General features: G+C 68.3%; 19 protein-coding genes. 4 read left to right on the forward strand and 15 right to left on the reverse strand.

The window, feature by feature from the left end; all coding sequences use genetic code 11:
• Window positions 1-571 (reverse strand): adenosylhomocysteinase (locus tag D0C15_RS18865; protein WP_162830148.1); only part of this gene is annotated, 571 nt, incomplete at its 3' end.
• Window positions 572-707: 136 nt separating this feature from the next.
• On the opposite strand from D0C15_RS18865, the gene D0C15_RS18870 reads away from it, so the two are divergent.
• On the forward strand, window positions 708-3,098 hold the full coding sequence (locus tag D0C15_RS18870) for a hypothetical protein (protein ID WP_245975991.1): 2,391 nt from the start codon (window positions 708-710) through the stop codon (window positions 3,096-3,098).
• On the opposite strand, the gene D0C15_RS18875 is transcribed toward D0C15_RS18870, so the two are convergent.
• The 8 genes from D0C15_RS18875 to D0C15_RS18910 all read right to left on the reverse strand — a co-directional run bounded on the left by D0C15_RS18875 (window position 3,042) and on the right by D0C15_RS18910 (window position 11,470).
• Window positions 3,042-3,815, reverse strand: coding sequence for an LPXTG cell wall anchor domain-containing protein (locus D0C15_RS18875; RefSeq protein WP_116047202.1), 774 nt, complete (start codon window positions 3,813-3,815; stop codon window positions 3,042-3,044). The genes D0C15_RS18870 and D0C15_RS18875 overlap by 57 nt on opposite strands.
• Before the next feature lie 316 nt (window positions 3,816-4,131).
• Entirely contained in the window at window positions 4,132-5,703 is a 1,572-nt protein-coding gene (locus tag D0C15_RS18880; RefSeq protein WP_116047205.1) for an amino acid permease, read from the reverse strand.
• Between the two features lie 89 nt (window positions 5,704-5,792).
• Window positions 5,793-6,704: a cation diffusion facilitator family transporter gene (locus D0C15_RS18885; protein WP_116047208.1), complete on the reverse strand. Its 912-nt coding sequence runs from the start codon at window positions 6,702-6,704 to the stop codon at window positions 5,793-5,795.
• 113 nt (window positions 6,705-6,817) lie between these two features.
• Window positions 6,818-8,056 carry a mannose-6-phosphate isomerase, class I gene (gene manA, locus D0C15_RS18890; protein WP_116047210.1) on the reverse strand — a complete coding sequence of 413 codons (1,239 nt, stop codon included), beginning with the start codon at window positions 8,054-8,056 and terminating at the stop codon, window positions 6,818-6,820.
• A 64-nt stretch (window positions 8,057-8,120) separates the two neighbouring features.
• Window positions 8,121-9,224, reverse strand: a complete 1,104-nt coding sequence (locus D0C15_RS18895) for a hypothetical protein (RefSeq protein WP_116047212.1) — start codon at window positions 9,222-9,224, stop codon at window positions 8,121-8,123.
• Entirely contained in the window at window positions 9,199-9,432 is a 234-nt protein-coding gene (locus D0C15_RS18900) for a Trm112 family protein (RefSeq protein ID WP_116047215.1), read from the reverse strand. Before D0C15_RS18900 ends, D0C15_RS18895 begins: the two co-directional genes overlap by 26 nt.
• Window positions 9,433-9,616: 184 nt before the next feature.
• Entirely contained in the window at window positions 9,617-10,975 is a 1,359-nt protein-coding gene (locus tag D0C15_RS18905; RefSeq protein ID WP_116047217.1) for a phosphomannomutase/phosphoglucomutase, read from the reverse strand.
• A gap of 141 nt (window positions 10,976-11,116) precedes the next feature.
• Window positions 11,117-11,470, reverse strand: a complete 354-nt coding sequence (locus D0C15_RS18910; protein ID WP_116047220.1) for a DUF3499 domain-containing protein — start codon at window positions 11,468-11,470, stop codon at window positions 11,117-11,119.
• A 157-nt stretch (window positions 11,471-11,627) separates the two neighbouring features.
• Here D0C15_RS18910 and D0C15_RS18915 point away from each other — a divergent pair, with 157 nt between their 5' ends.
• Entirely contained in the window at window positions 11,628-12,092 is a 465-nt protein-coding gene (locus tag D0C15_RS18915; protein ID WP_116047375.1) for a metallopeptidase family protein, read from the forward strand.
• Here the strand turns inward: D0C15_RS18915 and D0C15_RS18920 are convergent.
• Complete coding sequence (locus tag D0C15_RS18920; protein ID WP_116047223.1) at window positions 12,053-15,493, reverse strand: glycosyltransferase family 2 protein; 3,441 nt, start codon at window positions 15,491-15,493, stop codon at window positions 12,053-12,055. The two genes, D0C15_RS18915 and D0C15_RS18920, sit on opposite strands and share 40 nt — an antisense overlap.
• Before the next feature lie 173 nt (window positions 15,494-15,666).
• On the reverse strand, window positions 15,667-15,951 hold the full coding sequence (locus D0C15_RS18925) for a WhiB family transcriptional regulator (protein WP_162830149.1): 285 nt from the start codon (window positions 15,949-15,951) through the stop codon (window positions 15,667-15,669).
• Window positions 15,952-16,292: 341 nt separating this feature from the next.
• Here D0C15_RS18925 and D0C15_RS18930 point away from each other — a divergent pair, with 341 nt between their 5' ends.
• Window positions 16,293-17,066 carry a site-2 protease family protein gene (locus D0C15_RS18930; RefSeq protein WP_116047228.1) on the forward strand — a complete coding sequence of 258 codons (774 nt, stop codon included), beginning with the start codon at window positions 16,293-16,295 and terminating at the stop codon, window positions 17,064-17,066.
• A 338-nt stretch (window positions 17,067-17,404) separates the two neighbouring features.
• Here D0C15_RS18930 and D0C15_RS18935 read toward each other — a convergent pair whose 3' ends face one another.
• From D0C15_RS18935 to mshB, 3 genes are read right to left on the reverse strand one after another with little or no spacing between them, the layout of a single operon-like run.
• On the reverse strand, window positions 17,405-18,220 hold the full coding sequence (locus tag D0C15_RS18935) for a hypothetical protein (protein WP_116047231.1): 816 nt from the start codon (window positions 18,218-18,220) through the stop codon (window positions 17,405-17,407).
• Window positions 18,213-18,641: a hypothetical protein gene (locus D0C15_RS18940; protein ID WP_116047378.1), complete on the reverse strand. Its 429-nt coding sequence runs from the start codon at window positions 18,639-18,641 to the stop codon at window positions 18,213-18,215. Before D0C15_RS18940 ends, D0C15_RS18935 begins: the two co-directional genes overlap by 8 nt.
• 5 nt (window positions 18,642-18,646) lie before the next feature.
• A complete protein-coding gene (gene mshB, locus D0C15_RS18945) occupies window positions 18,647-19,489 on the reverse strand; it encodes an N-acetyl-1-D-myo-inositol-2-amino-2-deoxy-alpha-D-glucopyranoside deacetylase (protein WP_116047233.1) in 843 nt (280 codons plus the stop codon).
• A 110-nt stretch (window positions 19,490-19,599) separates the two neighbouring features.
• Here mshB and D0C15_RS18950 point away from each other — a divergent pair, with 110 nt between their 5' ends.
• On the forward strand, window positions 19,600-21,375 hold the full coding sequence (locus tag D0C15_RS18950; RefSeq protein ID WP_116047236.1) for an ABC transporter ATP-binding protein: 1,776 nt from the start codon (window positions 19,600-19,602) through the stop codon (window positions 21,373-21,375).
• 101 nt (window positions 21,376-21,476) lie between these two features.
• Here the strand turns inward: D0C15_RS18950 and D0C15_RS18955 are convergent, their stop codons facing one another.
• Window positions 21,477-21,983: a hypothetical protein gene (locus D0C15_RS18955; protein WP_162830144.1), complete on the reverse strand. Its 507-nt coding sequence runs from the start codon at window positions 21,981-21,983 to the stop codon at window positions 21,477-21,479.
• Window positions 21,984-21,988 lie beyond the last annotated feature (5 nt).

Here is a 21,988-nt window from a genome sequence, read left to right on the forward strand (position 1 = left end):
ACAACTCCAGGAAAACCTGCCACTCCTCCGGATCATCGGACTCCGACGACGGCACCACCCCAGCACGCTCGAACTCCGCACCCTTGTGCACCAGCATCGTCGCGTCCCCACCATCATCAAGAATCATGTTCGGGCCCTCGCCCTCCCACGACAACATCCGCTCAGTGCACCACCAATACTCCGGCAGCGACTCACCCTTCCACGCGAACACCGGAACCCCCCTCGGCTCCTCCGGCGTCCCATGCGGACCCACCACCACCGCAGCCGCCGCATGATCCTGCGTCGAAAAAATATTGCACGACGCCCACCGCACCTCGGCACCCAACGACACCAACGTCTCGATCAACACCGCCGTCTGCACCGTCATATGCAACGACCCCGCCACCCGAGCACCCCGCAGCGGAAACACCTCCGCATACTCCCGCCGCAACGCCATCAACCCCGGCATCTCATGCTCAGCAAGCCGGATCTCCTTACGGCCGAACTCCGCCGCACCCAGATCCGCCACCGCGAACTCCACCCCATTACGGGTCTGATGCAGTTCACGGGTGTTTACGCTTTCGGGGGTCATAAGGGTTTTCCTCCAAGGATCGACGACAGTCAAACAGTACCGTTGTCCGTTCGACCTACGGTCCGTCATGTGAAACGGCGGACACCGGCGCCACCGCCGGAGCGGGTCTGCCAGATATTGTGAAGGAGATCACGTCGTGCCACTCCCCGGTCCCGACACCCGCGTCGTCGAACTGCGCGTACCCGGGTTGATCGGTACGAGCGGTGAGACGCTGCTCGACTCGGTGGGGGTCGTCGACGTCGCAGGCGACGGCATCGGACGGGTCATCCGCCCTTCGGACCGCCTGCGCAGGCCCGCGCCCGGCCCGGTACTCCAAGCTCTCGGCAGGGCGATCCCCCGAACGCTCGAGGGTTACCTGTGGAGCGGAATGACCTCGGGCGGGGCCGCCAAGGCCGCGTGGGCCCTGCTGTTCCCGTTCTCCCTGGCCAATGTCGCGTTCTGGATGCTGCCGCCGGCCGGCCCTTCGGGAACGGCACGCGGCAGGGCCGCCTCGATCTTCCGGGGCGCCTGCCGGGTCCTGCTCAGATTGGCCGCCCTGCTGCTGACCATGCTGCTGGTGAGTCAACTGGCCGTGGTCAGCCTCGACCTGCTCGCGACCCAATGCCTCGCGGCGGGGTCCGGCTGCCTTCCCTCAGCACCGTCCTGGCTGCGTGAACTCCCGCCCGCCCGGACGCTCGTCGGCGTGCTGCCGCTCCTGCTGCTGGTGTACGTCCTGTACCGGGTATCGCTCAAGGAATGGGCTGTGACGACCGAGGAAGGGCCGGCGAGGACCGGCTCCGCCCTGCCCGGCGACGAGCTGCGCAGTGACAGGGGCACACCAGTACTGCGCTGCCTGCACGTGGTGGGCGCGCTGGCGGTCATCGCCGTGCTGCTACTCGGCGGTCCGCTGCACGTTCCCGGAACGACGGCATCCGCCGTGGTCTGGTGGACGTCGCTGGCACTGGCGCTGACCGCGCTGGTCGCGGCGGCCATGCCGATGTACCGGCTGATCGGGCGAACAGTCCGGGGCGCGCTGCTCCTGCTCGCACTGGCCGCGGTGACGGTCGCCGCGGTACTCGTCACTCCGCTGCCGCCCACACTCGCCGGCACGGACGCGACCGTGGAAGGTATCGGCGCCGCGCTCGTGGTCGTCTGCGCGTTGTTCTTCGTCCTGCTGGCGCCGGCAGCACTACTGGCAAGGCCGAGCTGGAGCGGGCTGCCCAGGCGGTTGCGACCGTGGGCAGGCGGCTGGCTCGCCGCGCCCGTACTCGCCCTTGCGGGTCTGCTCGGCGGCGGTTTCGGCGCGGGGCTCGCGGTGGCCGGGCAGCATCTGGTCGGACAGGATCTGCGGCTGCCGGAGTCCTACGAACTGATCACCATGCTGTGGGGCGGCGGCCTCGCGGTGTCGGCGGTGCTCGGGCTGCTGGGTTTCGCGGTTGCCGTCCCGTTGCGCCGGATCCGCAGAGGAATCCCCGAGGTGGTGCGGATGCTGCAGCCCGACGAGCGCGACCAGGAAGCGGCGGCCACCGCCTGGGCGCGCTCCAGCTGGGAGCGCAGGCATCTGCACCGGATCGTGCTCGCGGTCGCACTGGCGATGTCCGCTGGAGCCGCCGCACTGGTGATCGTCAGGTACGGCTTCGGAGCGGTACCGTCGTGGCTCACTCCGCTGTCCGGGGTCGGGGTCCTGACCCTCGGCGCACTCGCCGCCGGACTGCTGCGCGTGGTGTACACGGCGGCGACGGGCCCGGAGCGCAGCAGGCACCTCGGCGCACTGGCCGATCTCGTGTCGTTCTGGCCCCGCGCGTCACACCCGGTGGTGCCGCCCTGTTACGCACTGAAGGTGATGCCGGAACTCGCCGCTCGGGCTCGCGAACACCTGGCCGAGCCGAATACGCGCGTGGTGCTGGCCGGGTACCACCTCGGTGGGCTGCTGGCCGTGATCGCGGCGGGCAGGCTCGCTGCGGACCTGACGGAGGCCGAGCGCGAACGTCTCGGGGTGCTCACCGCAGGCTCCCCGCTGCAGTGGGGGTACCAACGCGCGTTCCCCGCGGTGTTGCCGCACGAGACCCTCGCCGGCCTGTTCGGCAGGCTGGACGGCCGGTGGCGCGGACTGTGCCGCGGTACCGACACGTTCGGCGGTGGAGCCACCACCTGGCGCCACCAGGTGGCTGCGGGGCGGTTACTCGGTGTCGGTTACCAGGCTGATGGCGGGGTCGGGCCGCTGCCGCCCGCCGCTCAGGGGCCTACCGGTGCACTACTGCTCGGCGGTGATCACTGGCTTCCCGATCCCATGCGGGCACCGATCGTGGGACGCAGGTGGGTCGCCGGGGTTCGCAAGCACGCCGACTACGTCGCGGACCCGGAATGGGACCGGGCGGTGGCGATGGCCGCAGGACTGGAGACACCTGGCAAGCCGCCGAGGTCGCTGGCCGAGCAGGTGCCGTTGTTCGGCGACCTACCCGGCCAGGGGCGACCTCGGCGGCGTTCCGTGTCAGGCGTTGCGGCGGATGCGCAGCAGGACGAGAACGGCGGCGCCACCCAGCACTAGGAGCGCACCGACCCACAGCAGCCAGCTGCTGCCGAATCCGGTGGAGGCGAGGTCGTCGTTGTCGCTCGCGTTCTCCACGACCATCGGAGCCGAGGTCGTGGTCGTGTCGGTGCCGCCGGGGGTCGAGACACTGCTCGGCGCGGTGCTCTGCCCTGGGGTGCTGGGCTTGGACTCGGTCGGCTCTGTCGACTCGGTCGGCTCGGTGGAGCTGGTTTCCGGCGGCGCTGTCGTCGAGGAGTCGGTGGTCGGCGCCGTGCTGCTGGTGGAGGGGACCGTAACCGTGCCGCAGGCAAACCAGTGGCTGATGGCCGGGATTTCGCCGCCCGGGTTCAAGGGCGAACGAAGCTCCGTCCACGGCGGGACATCGGACAAGCCGTTCTCGCCGGGCACGTACACGTTGTAGGCGGGGCCGCCCTTGACCACGATGCCGCTCACGGTGACGCCTTCGCCGACCCCGGTGATGGTCAGGTATTGGTCCACGTTCTCTTGGCCACCGGTGAAGTCCAGGTCGTCTTCGTTCAGCGGCTCCCCAGCCAGACCCGCTCGCTCGCAGGCTTCCTTCTGCCCCGCGTCCACATTCTTCTCGCTCCCAATGGTGGCGCGAGGGTCTTCGTCATAGGTGGCGTGCGCGACGCCGGCGGTGCCGAGTGTGACGGCGAGAGCCATCGGGACCACGGCCAGAGCGGCACGGATCGAAGACTTCCGGGCAACGGGCATTCTTGGACTCCTGTGCAGGTGGGGACGAGAGATCGGGAACGCCGAAGCGCACCCCCAGTGGTGCGCGGCGCGCGAAGACTACCTCACACGGTCTACACAGCCACACTTTCTGTAGCCCTTGAGCCCGATCGACTCACAACGGTGATCTTTTCGAGTCCTGATCGGTCGTTTTTGGACACTGAGAGTGAGCATCCTTACTGGACGTACAGGGAGCGGCGTTTGGCGCGCAAACGTCGCCGCCTTCCGCTGCCGGGTTGGGCTGTTGGCAGCGGAAAGCGGCGACTTCGATCTTGCTTGGTGGTACTTGCAGACGCTCCTACTCCGGGGGCTGGGAGGTGCCTGGAGTGGATGCTGCGGGAGGCTCGGTGGAGTTTTCGTCGGTGGGATTGTGCTCGGCGGTGCGGTGGCGTTGGCCGAGCAGGGAGTGTCGCCTGCTGTACGCGAAGTAGACGACCACGCCGAGCACCATCCAGCCGAGGAAGCGCAGCCAGGTCAGCACCGTGAGGTTCAGCATCAGCCACGCACACGCGGCGATCGCCAGGATCGGGACGAGCGGCACCAGTGGAACGCGGAAGCCGCGCGGCAGGTCGGGCCGCTTCTTCCGCAGCACCATCACCCCCGCCGAGACCAGGATGAACGCGAACAGGGTGCCGACGTTCACCATCTCCTCGAGCTTGTCCGCCTCGAAGAAGGTGGCCGCGAGCGCGACCACGACGCCGACCAGGATGTTGACCCGCACCGGCGTGCCGTGGGTACCGGTCTTGGCCAGCGCCTTGGGCAGCAACCCGTCCCTGGACATGGCGAACAGCACGCGCTGCTGACCGAGCATCAGCACCATCACGACCGTGGTGAGCCCGGCGAGCGCACCCACCGAAATCACGTTCGCCGCCCAGTCCACGCCGTTCGCGGAGAAGGCCGTGGCCAGTGTCTTGCGCCCCTCCGGCTCCGCATCGGTGGCCAGGGATTCGAAGGGCACCATCCCGGACACCACCAGCGAGGTCGCCACGTACAGCACGGTGACGATCACCAGCGAGCCGAGGATGCCGCGCGGAACGTTGCGCTGCGGGTTCCTCGTCTCCTCCGCGGTGGTGGCGACGATGTCGAAGCCGATGAACGCGAAGAACACCAGCGAAGCGCCGGCCAGCAGGCCGAAACCGCCGTAGACACTGCCCTCGCTGCCGAACAGTGCGGAGAGCAGCGACTGCTCGACACCGCCGCCCGCGGCTGCACCCTCCGCGGCGGGCGGGATGAACGGGGTGTAGTTGTCGGGGTTGATGTAGGCGATCCCCAGCACGATCACGAAGAGCACGATCAGCACCTTGATCAGGGTGATGATCAGGCTGAATCGGGACGAGAGCTTGGTCCCCATGGTGAGGATCGTCGCGAGCACGATCACCAGTAGTAGTGCACCCCAGTCGGCGGTGAGCCAGCCGATCTCCACCCGCGTGCTGACGTCCTCGCCGAACACCGTCCGCAGAACCGTCTGCAGGTAGACAGACCAACCCTTGCCGACGGCCGCGGCCGCGACGGAGAACTCGAGAATTAGGTCCCAGCCGATGATCCAGGCCAAGAACTCGCCGAAGGTCGCGTAGGAGAACGTGTAAGCGCTACCGGCGACAGGGACCGTCGAGGCGAACTCCGCGTAACACAGTGCGGCCAACGCACAGGCGATGCCGGCGAAGACGAACGCAAGGGAAACTGACGGCCCGGCGAGATCTCCTGCCGTACGCGCCGTCAGGGTGAAGATCCCCGCACCGATCATCACCGCTACCCCGAAGACCGTGAGGTCCCAGGCGCTCAGATTTCGGCGTAACTTGGTATCCGGTTCGTCAGTGTCCGCTATGGACTGTTCGACCGATTTTGTCCGCCATATACCGGTTCCGGGCAACGCCGACCTCCTGGGTGTCCTGGATCTCAGGGTTGGAGGTCACCCTAACGGTTGACGGAAAGTTTCCCACGCCGGGACTGGCCGGCCAGTCACCGGCTGCGATCGAGGTCGGGTTCGAGGTAGATGAGCCTGGCGGCGGGCACCCTGGCGCGTACCCGACCCTCGACCTCATCGATGGCAGCGGCGATCTCCGCGGTCTGCATTCCAGGTGTCAGCGCGAGTTTCGCGGCGACCAGCAACTCGTCCGGGCCGAGGTACTGGGTGCGGATGTGAATGACGCGCTCCACGTTGCCGCCGGTCAACTCGTCGACGATCATTTCGTGCTCGCTCGGAGTGGCACCCTCACCGATCAGCAGGCTCTTCATCTCGATGATCAGGACGATCGCGATGACGCCGAGCAGGATGCCGATCATGATCGTGCCGATACCGTCCCAGATCGGCTCCCCGGTGATCACCGAGAGACCGACACCCATGAGCGCGAACACCAGGCCGAACAGCGCGCCCGCGTCCTCGAGGAGCACCACAGGCAACTCCGGCGTGCGGGACTGCCGGATGAATCCCCACCAGGTGGCATCGCCCTTGATCTTCTTCGACTCGACGATCGCCGTGCGGAAGCTGTAGGTCTCCAGGGCGATGGCGACCACCAGGATCACCACCGCGACGATTGCCGAACTCAGCTCCTCCGGATGCTGAACCTTGTGGATGCCCTCGTACAGCGCGAAAGCCGAGCCGAGCGTGAACAGCATCAGCGCGACGATGAACGAGTAGAAGTACCGGTCGCGACCGAACCCGAAGGGGTGTTGCTTGGTGGCCGCGCGCTTGGAGGTCTTCTGCCCCAGCAGCAGCAGTCCCTGGTTCGTCGTATCGGCCACCGAGTGCACGGACTCGGCGAGCATCGATGACGAGCCGGTGATCAGGAAGCCGACGAACTTGGCCACCGCGATACCGGCGTTGGCGAACAGTGCCGCCAGGATCGCTTTGGTCCCACCGTTTGCCGCCACATGTCCCCCTGGGAATCCGTGCCCACATCGTCCGCGTGCAGCCTAGAGGGAGGCGGCGATCGTCGCCGTGCGGGGCGGCGATTCGCCGGCGAGATTTCCCAAGGATCGGCGCGTCAGTCGGGACAGGTTCCCGGGGTCGCGCGGAACAATCGTGCGCCCGTGGCGGCCCGCTGCCGGACGGTCACCGCCGGATCCGCCGCGGAGAGCCACATCGACTGTCCCCTGTGCAGTTCGAACTCCGGCCCGTCGTCGGCGCTCACCAGCAGTTCACCCTGGGTGCAGAGCAGGATCTGCGGTCCGGTGCAGTCGAGTTCGATCGCGGCGCCGTCGTTGTCCGCCCACTCGATCCTGGCGAGTTCGAACTCCGGTGCGTCCGTGCGGTAGACGGCCATCCGCGCGTCCGGTTCGGTCGCCTCCCCGAGCAGCACCGGCATCTCGCCACAGGCGAAGTCCACGACGCGCAGCAGTTCCGGCACGTCCACGTGTTTCGGGGTCAGCCCGCAACGCAGGATGTTGTCCGAGTTGGCCAGGATCTCCACCGCGGTCCCATGGAGGTACAGGTGCAGGTTTCCGGCGGGAAGGTAGATCGCCTCGCCCGCGCTCAGCGTCAGCCGGTTCAGCAGCAGGGCGGCGAGCACACCCGCGTCGCGCGGGTGGGTCTCGCCGAGTTCCAGCACCGTCCTGCACTCCGTGTCGAATTCACCGTGGTCCTTCACGTGCAGGACACAGGCGTCCAGCACCTCGGGCAACAGATCGTCCAGTGCGGACTGGGGCAGCGTGATCCAGGTGGTGAACAGCGCGCGCAGCCCGTCGGGATCAGGCTGTCCCGCCAGCAGTTCCGTGTACTTGGTCAACCCCGGCGTATCGATGGCGCGGAGCAACGCGACCGTGCGGTGCGGATCACGGAATCCGGCCAGCGCGTGGAACTCGGTCAGCGCGCAGACGAGCTCCGGCTTCGCTGTGGGGTCCGGGTAGTTACGGTTCGGCGCGTCCCTGGGGATGCCTGCCGACTCCTCCCGGCGGTATCCCTCGGCCGCCTGCGCGGCGGAAGGATGTGCCTGCATGGACAGCGGCTCCTCGGCCGCGAGAATCTTCAGCAGGAACGGCAAGCGGCCGCCCCAGTGATTCGCGCAGCGTTCACCGAGCTGACCGACCGGATCCGCCTCGACGAGTTCGAGCAGGTTGCGTTCGGTTCCGGCGGAGTCGACGAGCCAGGACGGGTCACCGGGATGGGCTCCCATCCACAGCTCCGCCTCGGGGTGCGGTGCCGGAACCGGTCGGCCAAGCAGCTCGGGAATCGTCGTTCTCGATCCCCACGCGTACGGCCGCACGGCGCCTCGCAGCAGCTCCACTTCTCACCTCAACTCTTCGCCGGCAGCTCGCCGGCCCAGCACTGGTCTCGCCGGTCCGCCTCGGTCAGGCCGGGGCGTACCGGCCGGCCCCGCCGATGGTTCCCGCCGCGAGACCGAGGTAGACGGCGGCCAACTCGAAGCGCAGTGCGAGCACCGCTGCCCTGCCCGCCACATCGGCCTGGATCTGCTCCGCGGGGGCGATGACCTCCACGCCGGGCAGCACCTCCGCCATGCGGTGCCGAGCCGTGTCCGCCGCGGGCCCGGTCTGCACGGCCAGCAACAACACCCTCGGATCCAACCCCACCGAGCCGGACTCTTCGTCCGGATCGGCGAAAATGTTGTGCTCGGCACTACCTTCGACCGCGGTTCGCAACAGCGCGGGACGAGCCAGTGCCTGGTGGTAGTCCGCGACATCACAGGTTCGTGCGGCATGGGTGGCGAACGCGTGCGCCGCATGCTTCCCGACCGCGACGGCCACCTGGTCCAGGCCCCAGAGCAGCGGAGTTCGGTCGGCAAGGCGGAGCGCGAGCATCTTCGCGGGGTTCACGAAGGACTCGTGCGTGGGATGCCCGCGTTCGGCCTCGCCGTCGAGCTGATCGGCGAGCGATTCGACATCGGCGACCAGCAGGCCCAGGGTGTTCGCGGTGAGCAGTCCCGCGGTCAGCGCCCGGGGGAAACCCAGCTCGGGCGGCACCGGCAAGCGCGGCGCCAGCAGGAGTCCTCGCCCGGCCACCGACGAGGCAACGGGGCCCTCCGGCGGCGCGGAGAGCACGACCGTCGCACCGAACCTGGCTGCTCGTTCCAGGGACGCGGCCAGCTCGCGATCGTGCGGATCGTCGGTGTGGGCGAACACCACGTCCAGCGCCCCGATCCAGCTGGGCACGACGGGGCAGACCACCACGGGGACCGGACAGCCAGGACCGAGCAGGCTCGTGAGCAGGTCCACCGCCGGCTTGCCGACACCGGGGCGGGCCACCAGCACCAGTGCTCGTGGCCTGCCCAGATCCAGTCGATCGCTCAGTTCCAGCTCGGCTGCGGCCTCGACCGTCGCACGCACCTGCGCTCCAGCCATTGCGACCGCGCGCAACAGCCCGGCGACATCGGCCTCCGCGAGGCGGGCCGGGTCGTCGAGCAGCGAGTCGTCAAGCGCCGTCGACACTGGAGTCATCCTGCTTTCCCTCGGCGTCCGGCCCCGCCACGACCTCGTCCAGCAGCAGGACGGGGATGCCGTCGCGCACCGGGTAGACCCGGCCACAGGACGTACAGGTCAGGGCATCGGCCTGGGGATCGCCGGGCGCACCGACGCGCAGCGGGGCGTGATCCGGCGCGGGGCAAGCGAGGATCTCCAGCAACTGCTCGTCAAGAGTGACAGCCATGGTTCCTCCATACCATTGCTTCCAGCGCCGCAAACGCGTCGTTACGTGCATGAGACGCAAGGGCGCCGCTGTTCGTGGCCGTGTGATCGCTGCCCGTGTTCAGTTCCTGCGGGGAGACGCTTCGGGAGCGAACCCCACCGGCACAGGCCAGTTCGGTTCTCAGACGCACTGTCAGCATGAACGATCACGCACGGACGATCGCCAGCACTTCCTCCGTGAGTGCCCGCACCGCGTCCTCGGTTGGCGCCTCGGCGTTCAACCGGAGCAGCGGTTCGGTGTTGGATGGACGCAGGTTGAACCAGCGTCCGTCGCCGAGGTCGATCGTCAGTCCGTCGAGCTCGTCGATGCTGACACCGTCACGGCCGGCGAACGCGTCCTTGACCGCCAACTGGCGCGCGACCTGGTCGTCCACCATCGAGTTGATCTCGCCGGACGCCGCGTAACGCTGGTACTCGGCGGTCAGCTGGGACAACGGGCCATTCTGCTCGCCGAGCGCGGCCAGCACATGCAACGCGGCCAGCATTCCGGTGTCGGCGCGCCAGAAGTCGCGGAAGTAGTAGTGCGCGGAGTGCTCCCCGCCGAAGATCGCCCCGGTCTCGGCCATCTTCTCCTTGATGAAGGAGTGCCCGACGCGCGTCCGAACCGGTTTTCCGCCGTGCTCGGCGACGATCTCGGGCACCGACTTCGAGGTGATCAGGTTGTGGATGACCGCGCTGCCCGGCTCCTTGGCCAGTTCCCTGACCGCGACCAGCGCCGTGACCGCACTCGGCGAAACCGGGTCGCCGTTTTCGTCGACGACGAAACAACGATCCGCGTCGCCGTCGAAGGCAAGGCCGAGATCGGCCCCCACCTCGCGCACCTTGGCCTGCACATCCACCAGGTTGGCCGGATCGAGCGGGTTCGCCTCGTGGTTCGGGAAGTTGCCGTCGAGCTCGAAGTACATCGGCACGATCTCGATGGGACCGGTCGAGCCGAACACCTCGGGCACCGTGTGCCCGCCCATCCCGTTGCCCGCGTCGACGACGACCTTCAGTGGCCTGCTTCCGGAGAGGTCGACCAGGTTGCGCAGGTAGTCAGCGTAGTCGGCGAGGACGTCGCGTTCGGTGACCGTGCCGTGCTGGCCGGCGAACTCGGGCACGCCCTGCTCCACGGTGTCCCTGATCTCGGCGAGACCGGAGTCCTGGCCCACAGGCGAGGCACCGGAGCGGCACAGCTTGATTCCGTTGTACTTCGCCGGGTTGTGACTGGCGGTGAACATCGCACCGGGCATGTTCATCGAGCCGGACGCGAAGTAGAGCTCGTCCGTGCTTGCCAGGCCGATCGAGATGACGTCCAGCCCCTGCGAGGTGACACCCTCCGCGAAAGCGCTCGACAGCTCGGGGGACGAGTCCCGCATGTCGTGTCCGATCACCACCGACGGTGAGTCGGGCTTGATCAGCAGCGCGAACGCCGCGCCGAAGTCGCGGACCAGCTCCGCGTGCAACTGCTCACCGACGACACCGCGAATATCGTAGGCCTTGACGATCCCCGACAGGTCTGTCACGCCTTCTCCCCGCATTGTCCGTTACCGGCCCTTGTGAGCCGTTCTTTTGCGACGCCGGAAAGCCTACCGGCGAGGTACGACGAGCCGAGGACGCACGTCCGGTAACAGCCACGGGGCCAGGGAAGGCGCGCGGGAGTTCGGTCAGCTTCGGCCGGGCAGAACGCGCAGGTGACCACGGCGGCCGGACGGACCGTCCGGTTCGGCCTGTGGCGCCGGGCGATCGGAGCGTCCGGCCTCCCGAACCGCCTCGGCGAGCGCGGTCAACTCGTCGCTCGAGGGTTCGGGCGCGGAGAAGTCGCCCTCGTGTCGCACGACCTCCCAGCCCTTGGGCACGGTCAGCCGCAGCGCATGCTCCTCGCACAGGTCATAGGAGTGCGGCTCCGACGCCGTCGCCAACGGCCCGACCACAGCGGTCGAATCGCTGTAGGCGTAGGTCAGCGTGGCGACAGCGGGCTCGAGGCAGCCCGTCCGCGAACACTTCCGTACGCTCGGCACGGTTGATCACGATAGCCGCTCCCTGCGCAGGAGTGGCGCAGGCGCACCGGCGACACAGTATTTTTGATAAGTGTCCACGTTTGCCCGCCGTTCGGACCATCCCCGTCGCCCCGTGCAGGTTCCAGGCCACTCCCGCGTACCCTTTCCGTTCGTGGCGATGGCTCGTGGTTCTCGTGGCTCCCGGAAGCGGATGCGGCGGGACAGGCACGGGCGCGGACTCCGCGGCCCGCTGTACCCGGCCTCTCTGCCTGCCGCCTCCAGCAGGGCGGAGCGCTTCGACGCGCTGGTACTGGACGCGCTGGAACCGATCGAGGCCCGCTGGCGGCACGAACTCACCAAACTCGACGTCGCGGTGGACGACGTACCCGAGGTCCCGCGCGGCACACGACCGGTGCCTCCGGAAGGTGTGCTGCTCGACGGCCTGGTGCCCCTGTCGCGGCTGGTGCCCGCCGGGGTCGACCGGGCGGGACTGCCCACCATGGCGCGCATCGTGCTCTACCGGCGCCCGCTCGAGGCACGGGCGAAGGATCCCGCCGAGCTCGCCGAACTCGTCCACGAGGTGCTGGTCGAACAGGTCGCCGGTTACCTCGGGGTGGAACCGGACATCATCGAGGGCGGCTGAGAGCTCGCCGGCCACCGCTGGTCCCCGCGCCGAGCCGGGATCGCCGTCAGCAAGGTGAACAGCACGGCGGCCACCTGGCCGAGCAGCAACAGGTCCCGCAGGGCCGAAGGATGCTCGGCAACGACCTCGGCCTCCCGGGTCGGTACCGCCACCGCGACCTGATGACCCCATGCGCGAACGATCGGCACCGGTTCGGAGTCCACCGTTGCCTGCCAGCCGGGTTCCAGGTTCGCGGCGAGGACCAGCAATCTGCCCGCCGGGCCGTCGGAAACCAGTACCCGCACGACGGGCAGATCGGCCTCGACCGGAGCGACCGAAGCGCCGGTCATCAGCTCGTCGCTTGGTGCCTGGTCGCTGATCGCCCGTCGCGCCTGCTCCGGGGACACGAGTACGACCTGCCCGGCCGCCGGCGTGAGCCGGAGCACCTGCCTGCCGTCGGCCGCCGGTGGCGCTTCGGTGACCAGATCCCCTGCGGACTGCCGCAGCGCCGCCCCGTTCTCCCCCGGCGGGAGCACGACGAAGAGCACGCCCGAGGCTGCCGCGGAGGTCACGGCCGCCCGCGATCCCCCGAGGAGGTCACGCTGCCAGGTCGCGAGCCGTTCGGGAGTTCCGGCGACCGGCGCGAGCGCGTCGTCCCCGTAGTGCGGCATCCTGCCGCCGACCTGGCGTACCCGCTCGCCCGCAGGAGCGAGCACCAGTACGTACCTGCCGGTGTCGGCGATCTCGGCGGACAGGGAGGAGGCGAGTTCCAGACCGCCATCCGCGCGCAGCGGCCCCTGCCTGCCGAGCACCACATCGGTCGCGGCAAGCGCGAGCAGGCACACCACGCCGCCCGCGGCCAGCAAGCGCGGGATCAGCACGGGCACCGGGGCCGCATCCCGGCTGACAGGGCCGGCGACACAGGCCGAGAGCACGATCCAGAGCAGGCCCGTCCCGGCGAACAGCAGTGGCACGCCCGCGTATCCGGAAGCAGGCTGGCCGCCGGACAGGGGGGTGACCTCGAGCAGGCGCACGGTCACCACCCCGGCCACTCCGAGCGCGAGTACTCCGAGCCCGGCCACGGCCGCCTTCCTCGGCCTTGCCACCAGCGCGACGAGTGCGGCCACGACCACAACGGCACCGATCGGCCAGGCACCCGGTCCTCCGGGGTCGAGCCCGAGCAGTTCAGCCGCCGTGACCGGACCCCGATCGGGTCCTGCCAATCCGTGCAGCAGCAGGGCCGGGTGGGCGAACAGCGCGGGTAGCCACGGCAGCAGCAGGGCGAGCGGGAGCAGGACGACGATCGCGATCGACGAGACGCGACGTGCCGTCGTGCCGGTCGACGGCAGCAGCACGAAGCCGATGATCAGACCAGCCAGCGCCAGCGCGTGCGCCTGCGGCGCGAACGCCGCGATGACGGCGAGGGTCAGCGCCGTCAGCACCGCGGTGCTCAGCCAACGGACGCCGGTCCGGGTGAGGACCGCGAGCAGCCCGGCGATCAACGCGGGCAGCAGGATATGCGCCACCACGACGTCGAGCCGCCCCTGTACGGCACCCGCCACGCCCGCGGGCAGCAGGGCATACGCGGTGGCGACGCCGGCCCTGACCCACCGGCCGACCCGGATGCGGCGCGTCGCGGCGTAAGCGACCAACGCGGCCAGTGGCAACTGGCCGATCAGCAGCAGTGACACCAGAGCCGCGGGACCACCGATCGGTTCGACGAGGACGCCGAGCGCGCCGAGCACGGCCAGCGCGACCGGCGCGGGCGCGGCGGCGCCGCCGCCGACCGGGTGCCAGGTCGACAGGTACGTGGACCAGGTCTCACCGAGGCTGCCGACCGGGAGCAGCTCTCCGCCGGAGTGGTCGAGGCCGAGCCTGCCCGCGTGCAGCAGCAGACCGAGCCCGGTCAGCGCGAGGAACAGGACGACCGGCGGCGAGAACAGTGTCGCCGCGAGGATCCGGCGCCGGTCCACCTCGACGAAGACGAGGTCGTTCTCCCTGCCTCCGGCGTCGCCGCGGCGAACGGGCGAGGGTCTGGCAGAGCGCTCGTCGGAGGTGAGACTCTTCGCGTCAGCTGTGGCCTGCTCGTCCGGCAGCGCGACGGCGACGGTACGAATGCCGTGTCCCGGGCGGCGCAGTCCGGAACCGCGGGTCGCCCCAGCTCGCAACGCGCCCGCGGGCAGTGCATCCGGGCCGACAGGTCGCGGAAGTTGCTCGTCCAGCCCAGCCTGTGCCGACTCGGGCGGAATCCACGCCGAAGCACCTGACGTGCCCGCCACCGCGTCCGGCAGGCGCCCGAGTGCCGCCTCCCGCTCAACGCCACGCCGCACCAGGTGCACGACCCCACCGCGCAGCGCGTTGCGCAAACGGGTAACGCGGCTGGTGAACAGGCCGCGTACCGAGGCCGCCGCACCTGCGCGCCTGCTCCGGCGTTCGACACGCGCCGAACGCAATCCACCGCGCCCGCCGACGAGGTAGCCGATGGCGGCGAACTCGGCATGTGCGCGTGCACCATCGCGCACCACCGCGAAGGCCAGCCCCCGCAGCAGGCACAGCAGAACCAGCCGGGGCAGCCCGAACACGAACGAGAACCCGGAGCAGTTGACCAGGAAGGTCCGCAGGCCGTACGCACGATCGGCCGCCGCCAGCGAACCCGGCAACGCGGCACCGTGCCTGCGACCGGTGGTCAAGGCGCGGGCATGCCGGATGCGGGCCCTGGGTACGGAGAGCACGAGTGAGCCGGCGGCGTTGGCCCGCCAGCCGAAGTCCACGTCCTCGCGAAGCAGTGGCAGCTCCGGATCGAAACCGCCGACCGAGTCCCAGAGGTCGCGAGCGATGAGCGCTCCCGCACTCGGGACGGCGAGGACCTCGGTGCTCTGTTCCGGCGACTGTGCTTCGGCAGCCCCGCGCTCGCCGAACACGTGTTGCCGATGTCCGGAAGCATCCGTGGAAAGGCCTGCTTCCACGATCAGCCGTGGGTCCGCCCAGTCCACCGCCAGCGGTCCGAGCACACCGGCCGATGGTGCCGCGTCGGCGGCCCGCAGCAGTGTGTCGAGGCAGTCGGGTTCAGGGGCGGAGTCGTCGTGCAGGACCCAGAGCCAGGCACCGGGGTCGCCCCAGCGCTCGGTGGCGTGGCGCACGGCTTCGGCGACCGCGCCGGGGAAGCCGGTTCGCGCGTCCAGGGTGATCACCCCGGAGAGCACTGGATCCACACCCGCGCTCTCGTCACCTGCGGCCTCCGCGAGCAACGCGGCCGTGCGATCGGTAGATCCGGTGTCGACGGCGAGTACGTGTCTTGGCCGGATGGTGCTGCGGCGCAGAGCCGACAGGGTGAGGGGTAGCCACGCCTCACCGTTGTGACACACCAGGATCGCCAGGACGGGCGCGCTGCGCAGCGCCGGTGATGCGGGAGTGCGGGGCAAGAACCCCTCCGGTCAACGAGTCGGTCGGTGGATGACGATCACCCTACGACCTAGTAGGTCGGTACCGGGTGACCGACCAGACACACAACGAGGCCGCCTGATCGAGGCAGGCAGGTCCTGGGGCGCGGAAACGTCGAAACCAGCTGGTCCGCCCGCGCGCTCCCAGGTCCTCGTCAAACAGCGCGTTTCTTCAGCTTGCGACGCTCCCGTTCGGACAGTCCGCCCCAGATACCGAAGCGTTCGTCGTGCGCGAGGGCGTACTCGAGGCAGTCGTCCTTGACCTCACAGCCCTGGCAGATCCGCTTGGCCTCGCGGGTGGATCCGCCCTTCTCCGGGAAGAAGGCTTCCGGATCCGTCTGCGCGCACAGCGCACGGTCCTGCCACTCCTGCTCTTCCGGCTCGTCGAACAGATCGGTCAGAACACCCAGTTCCTGCTCCGGGCGCTCTCCCCAATCCATGACGTGCCCCCATTCCTTACCATCTGCTTCCAACCGCACGTCCGCCTCCTCGCTTCCACGCACTCCCCAGGCTGGCGGTGTTGAATCGGCACCGGAAAAATGGCGTTCTCCCGGTGCTGTGCAACACCTTCGGCGGGCCGCTTACGCGGAGTTCACGCCCTGCTCCCGCCTCCGGTGGTGCCACTCGACGCCCCCCTTCCGGCGACGAATGACATCAATGTGATTACACCCGTGTCATGGGGCTAGGTCAAGCGGAGTAGCAAGTTTGGGGGATACCTGAGGCCCGACACGCAAGCGGACACGCCGGGCAGTACCCAACCGGGATACGGAAGACTGGAGTCGTGCAACGTTCAGCAGTCCGCCCCAGCCCCCTGTTCTTCGCGATCCTGGCCGTCACCACGGCGGCAGGCGTGCTGGCAGCCTTCGTCGACCCGGTCACCCAGTCCTTCGAACGCGATCCCCTCGGCACCGCGGGGGTGTTCTTTCTCGTCATCGGCGGCTGGGCTTTGTCGCTGATACTGCACGAATTCGGTCACGCGATCGTGGCGTATCGGGGCGGCGACCACTCGGTCGCGGCCAAGGGCTATCTGACGATGGACATCCGCCGGTACACCGACCCGGTGCTCTCCCTCGTGCTACCGCTGCTGATCCTCGCAATCGGCGGTATCCCGCTGCCAGGTGGCGCGGTCTGGATCAACCGGGGGATGCTGCGCTCCCGCAACGTCTCGTCGTGGGTGTCACTGGCCGGGCCGCTGAGCAATCTGGCGCTCGGCATCGTGCTGACGATGGTGATCGCGTTCGTGCAGATGCCGGTCGGGCTCACCGTGGGACTGTCCTACCTGGCCTCGGTGCAGATCCTCGCCTTTGTGATCAACATCCTGCCCGTTCCCGGCCTCGACGGGTACGGAGCGATTGAGCCCTACCTGTCCCCACAGGCGCGCGAACTGGGCGCGAAGGCCCGGCCGTGGGCGCCCCTGGTGCTGTTCGCCGTGATCATCGGGATCCCCGGTATCGGCAGGCTGCTCTTCGACTTCACCGATACGGTCTTCGGCGCCATCGGCGGCGAGGCGGCGTACGCCGACCTCGGCCGCGCCGTCTTCATGTTCTGGCGCTGACCCCCAGGCCCCGAACCCCCTCCCGCACTTTCCCGGAAAAGCGCAGCTCCCCAAATCGCACTTTCCCGGGAAAGCGCGACACCCACGCACTCCCGCACCAGGTCACAGGGTTCCCCACCCGCACTTTCCCGGGAAAGCGCGACACCTCCACGCTCCCGCACCAGGTCACGGGGTTTCCCTTGCGCACTTTCCCGGAAAAGTGCGACGCCTGCGCGCTCGCGCACCAGGTCGCGGCGTTTCCCTCGCGCGCTTTCCCGGGAAAGTGCGAGGCCTGCGCGCTCGCGTACCAGGTCGCGGGGTTCCCCTCGCGCACTTTCCCGGGAAAGTGCGAGGTGCTTCTAGCGGGGGGCGGGTCGTCCGGGCTGCTGTTGTTCCAGCCACCTACGCGCCCTGCGGGCCACCCGCTTGAGTCCGGAACGTTCGCCGAAGTAGTCGGCCACCATGCCCACTACCGGCAGCATGCCGAAGAACCGGTGGTAGAGCCGCCCCCTCGGCCGCTTCTCCAACTCGCCGGGGAAAGCCAGCAGCGAGCGGCCGAGTCGCCAGAGCGTGCGTCCGCAGGCACGGATGGTCACCTTGCCGTGCTTACGGGATGACTCCGAGAGCTCCTCGGTCAACTCGTCGGCCTTGGCGTCCTCGGCGGCGGCGTCGTGTTCGCCGGTACGGCCGGCCGCCAGTTCCGGGTCCACATCGCGTTCGAACAGCACCCAGGCCAGCAGTCGCACCCGATCACCGACTTCGGTGACGCCGTGCTCGCCCGCTATCGCACAGAGCAGCAGCCCCTGCGCGGCCGCGCCGAGTGCGTCCTGGACCGGCAACCGGTCCGCGAGCGCCCCGCCGAGCCCGGGGATCGCGGTGAGCAACGACGTGAACCGGCCCACCCTGTTGATCCACCAGTTCGTGCGCTGATCCGGGCCCATGTCCGCCCATGCCGAGGTACCCGGCACCTTGACGGAGGTCAGCGCGTTGAGCAGCTTCTCCCTGGTGCCCGGATCGACCTTGTCCAGGTCCTCGTTGCCGTCGGCCTGGTGCGCCGCCCGTGCCCGCAGGCCGAGCGGGTCGGATTCGCGCAGGGCGTCGAGCAACGACCCTGTCGCCCGCACGAACGGTCGGAGGACGCCCACCACCTGGGCGTCGCTGATCGCCTCAGCCACCGCGCCCCGCTCCTCTCGTCCCAGCCTGTCCGCGTCCCACCGCACCACCGAGCACCATTGCCGCGGGCAAGGCTCCCCCGGCGAGCAACAGCAGTGTGCGCCAGTCTGGCAGGAGCACCCGGTCTCCGCCCGGTCCGAACACGCCGATCACGACGAGGGTGGCGATCCACACCACCAACGGCAGCATCGCTGCGCGCCGGTGCACCAGCCGCGCCGCGAGGAAGACCAGCAGGGGGGTCGTCACGGCGGCGAGCAGCACCGTCGCCGGGACGGGAGCATCCTCCAACCGGGGCAGGATGGTCCCGTCCAGGCGTAGTGGGAGGTAGAACAACTCAAGGGCGGCGAGCACGACGGTGTCCACGAGCAGCACCGCGAGCAGTAGTCCACGCCATACGACGCCCTCGTTCCCTGTTTCGACCACGCCGTTCACGCGTCGAGTCCGCCGAACAGGTCGTTCTCCGCGCCATCGCCACGGCCGTGGGCGAGCACGAAGTACTCGGTGCTCAGCAACGGCTGTGCGATGCCGTTGGACAGCGCGAAACAACGGGGGTCATCCAGCACGGTGACCTGCGTCGTATGTGCCCGCAGCGCGGCCACCTTCGCTCCGAGATGCCCCTCGACGTCGATGGCCGTACCGGCGTGCTCGTCGGGGACGGTGGGCAGCTCGCCGTCGTCGGGGATCCGGAAGGGGTTCTCGCCAGCCGCCCGCAACGCCGCGAGCCCGCGCCGGGTCGCCCCCTCGGGTGCCGCCGTGTGAAATATCCGCCGGACGGAGGCCGCCGAGGTGGCAGCGGCCATGGTGACCTCATGCGCCCTGATGTGATCCGGATGCCCGTAGCCGCCGGATGCGTCGTAGGTGACGACGACCTGGGGCCGCACCTCGTCGAGCACCATCGCGAGCTGGTCTGCCTGTTCACTCACCGATCCCCGGGTGAAAGCGCGTGGGTGCGCCGCCGAGGCGGTACCGGCCATGCCGGAGTCCCGCCAGCGGCCGATCCCGCCGAGGTAGTGGTGGCGCGTTACTCCCAGCTTCGCGCAGGCTGCCGCCAGTTCCCCAGACCGATAGCCGCCGAGCTGGTCGGCCGCCCAGGCGCCCAGCTGTTCCAGAGCCGGCGGGATGACCTCACCCTCCTCACCAAGCGTGCAGGTCACCAGCGTCACCTCCACCTCTTCGGCCGCGTACCTGGCCATCGTCGCGCCCGTCGTCAGGCTTTCGTCGTCGGGGTGCGCGTGGACAAGCAACAGCCTGCGAGTTTCTCCAGAGATCACGGGTTAAGATTAATTCTTTCGTCGCTGGTCACACCCGGCGGTGCCTCGGTTATCCTCGCGCGAGTCACGCTTACCTTCCGTGACATGTGTACCCCCACGAAGGGCAACTGGTGAGCACTGAAGCAAACACGACGATTCCCGTCGGCACGTCGAGTTCCGTCCTGTCCATCTCGGATCTGCGAATCTCCTTCCCAACGGAAGAAGGAACCGTCGACGCGGTCAAGGGAATCGGATTCGACGTCGCCCCCGGCGAGATCGTCGCCGTAGTCGGCGAATCCGGCTCGGGCAAGTCGGTGACCTCGATGTCCGTGCTCGGTCTGCTGCCGAAGACGAGCCGGATCAATGGTGACCGTAAGCTCGGCGACGTCAATCTCGGCGAACTCGCGGAGAAGGACATTCGCAAGATCCGCGGTAACGATATCGCGATGATCTTCCAGGAACCGATGACGGCACTCAACCCCGTCTACACCGTCGGCTGGCAGCTGCGTGAGTCACTGCGAACCCACCAGGATCTCGCCAGGAGCGCCGCGGACAAGCGGGCGATCGAACTGCTCGAGATGGTCGGCATTCCGAACCCTGCGGAGCGGTTCAAGCAGTACCCCCACCAGCTCTCCGGAGGGCTGCGGCAGCGTGTAGTCATCGCGATGGCGATCTCCTGCGACCCCAAGGTGATCATCGCCGATGAGCCGACCACGGCCCTCGACGTCACCGTCCAGGCCGAGATCCTCGGGCTGCTGCGCAAACTGCGGGACACGTTGAACACCGCGATCGTGCTGATCACGCACGACATGGGTGTCGTCGCCGACCTCGCCGACCGCGTCGTCGTGATGTACAACGGCGAGATCGTCGAACAGGCTCCGGTTCGTGAGCTCTTCGCCAATCCGCAGGAGGAGTACACGCAGAAGCTGCTGGCCGCGGTTCCGGTACTCGGGCACCGCCCCGAGGGGCAACGCCTGCTCGAGGAACCGGCACAGGACGAGTCGGAGGCAGCCAAGGCCGCGGAGGCCATCCGGCTCGCCGACAAGGAGCTGGAGTCCCAGATCGAGGCCGACGCGCCCGCGCTGGAGATCAAGAACCTGGTACTGGAGTTCCCCGGCCGTCGCGGACAGGCCAAGAACCGTGCGGTGGACGACGTCTCGCTGAGCATCCAGAGGGGAGAGATCCTCGGCCTGGTCGGCGAGTCGGGCTCGGGCAAGTCCACAGTGGGCCGTTGCGCGATTCGGCTGCTCAGTCCCACGGAGGGCACCGTCTCGATCGCGGGGCGTGACATCACCACGATGCCGGCGAAGGAACTGCGCCCACTGCGCCGCTACTTCTCGATCGTCTTCCAGGATCCGGCGTCCACGCTGGATCCCAAGATGACGATTGGTGAGTCGATCGGTGAACCGCTGATCCTGCACAAGGTGCTGGCCGGCAAGGAACTCGACGAGCGCGTCACCACGCTGCTGGACAAGGTGGAGCTATCCGGGCACTACCGCAACCGCTACCCGCACGAACTCTCGGGCGGCCAGCGGCAGCGGGTGTCCATCGCCCGTGCCCTCGCACTCGACCCGCAGCTGCTCATCGCGGACGAGCCGACCTCGGCCCTGGACGTGTCGGTGCAGGCGCGGGTGCTCGACCTGTTCCTCGACCTGCAGCAGACACTGCAGTTCGCCTGCCTGTTCATCAGCCACGACCTGGCCGTCGTCGACCTGCTGGCCGATCGAGTCGCGGTGATGCAGCACGGCAAGCTCGTCGAGGTCGGTACCCGCGACGAGGTGCTGCACTCGCCGAAGGAGGACTACACCCGCAGGCTGCTCTCGGCCGCTCCGGTAGCCGACCCGGTCCTGCAGGCGGCCCGCCGCAAGGCTTGGGAGCAGGGCAAACTCGCCCCAGTGGCGGACTGACGCCAGCGATAAGTGAACTGAGCTCAAAAAGAAGCCATACGGGGACCCGCTGCGAGTCCCCGTATGGCTTCTTTTACCGAACTACTGTCACCTGAACGACGCTAGCCGCGTGGCTTGATGAACCAGTCGTTCGACCCTTCCGCGCCGCACGCCGCGTTGCCGACCAAGATACCTTGAGCCCATTGCATGTTTTCGCCACCGAGGTGGCGATCAATCCGAAGTCTTGTACTTTGGTAGTTTTTGAGGCTTCGCGTAGGCAACTCCAGCCGGAAGTCCTTGTCATACATTCGGCTAAAGTGCTGGTAGAAGACATACCCAGGCGTTCTGTTCTCGATGAAGATGTCATGGATGTAAGCCTTGCGACCGACAGCCCAGGTGCCCCGAATAATATACGTCACGTAGCCACTCGGAATAGGTGCGCACTCGGCGTCGGAGTCGAGTATGATTGTCACCTTTGTCCAGCCTTCAGAATCCTTACCGTAAACTGAGGCGTCAAATACTTTCTGCCCACTGCCGGACTCGATTTCGGCAGATGCAGAAGTCATGGCCGACGATAGAAAAATAGCGCAAAAGACAACTGCGGCCAGGCCTCTCAGTACTCTTTTCATAACTC

It is taken from the genome of Amycolatopsis palatopharyngis (assembly GCF_003385185.1).
Taxonomy (GTDB): domain Bacteria; phylum Actinomycetota; class Actinomycetes; order Mycobacteriales; family Pseudonocardiaceae; genus Amycolatopsis; species Amycolatopsis palatopharyngis.

Excerpts from the sequence above, each read along its gene's own strand:
- D0C15_RS18875 (WP_116047202.1), bottom strand. The coding sequence starts at position 3,815 with ATGCCCGTTGCCCGGAAGTCTTCGATCCGTGCCGCTCTGGCCGTGGTC.
- D0C15_RS18895 (WP_116047212.1), bottom strand. The coding sequence starts at position 9,224 with ATGACTCCAGTGTCGACGGCGCTTGACGACTCGCTGCTCGACGACCCG.
- D0C15_RS18900 (WP_116047215.1), bottom strand. The coding sequence starts at position 9,432 with ATGGCTGTCACTCTTGACGAGCAGTTGCTGGAGATCCTCGCTTGCCCC.
- D0C15_RS18915 (WP_116047375.1), top strand. The coding sequence starts at position 11,628 with ATGGCTCGTGGTTCTCGTGGCTCCCGGAAGCGGATGCGGCGGGACAGG.
- D0C15_RS18925 (WP_162830149.1), bottom strand. The coding sequence starts at position 15,951 with ATGGATTGGGGAGAGCGCCCGGAGCAGGAACTGGGTGTTCTGACCGAT.
- D0C15_RS18955 (WP_162830144.1), bottom strand. The coding sequence starts at position 21,983 with ATGAAAAGAGTACTGAGAGGCCTGGCCGCAGTTGTCTTTTGCGCTATT.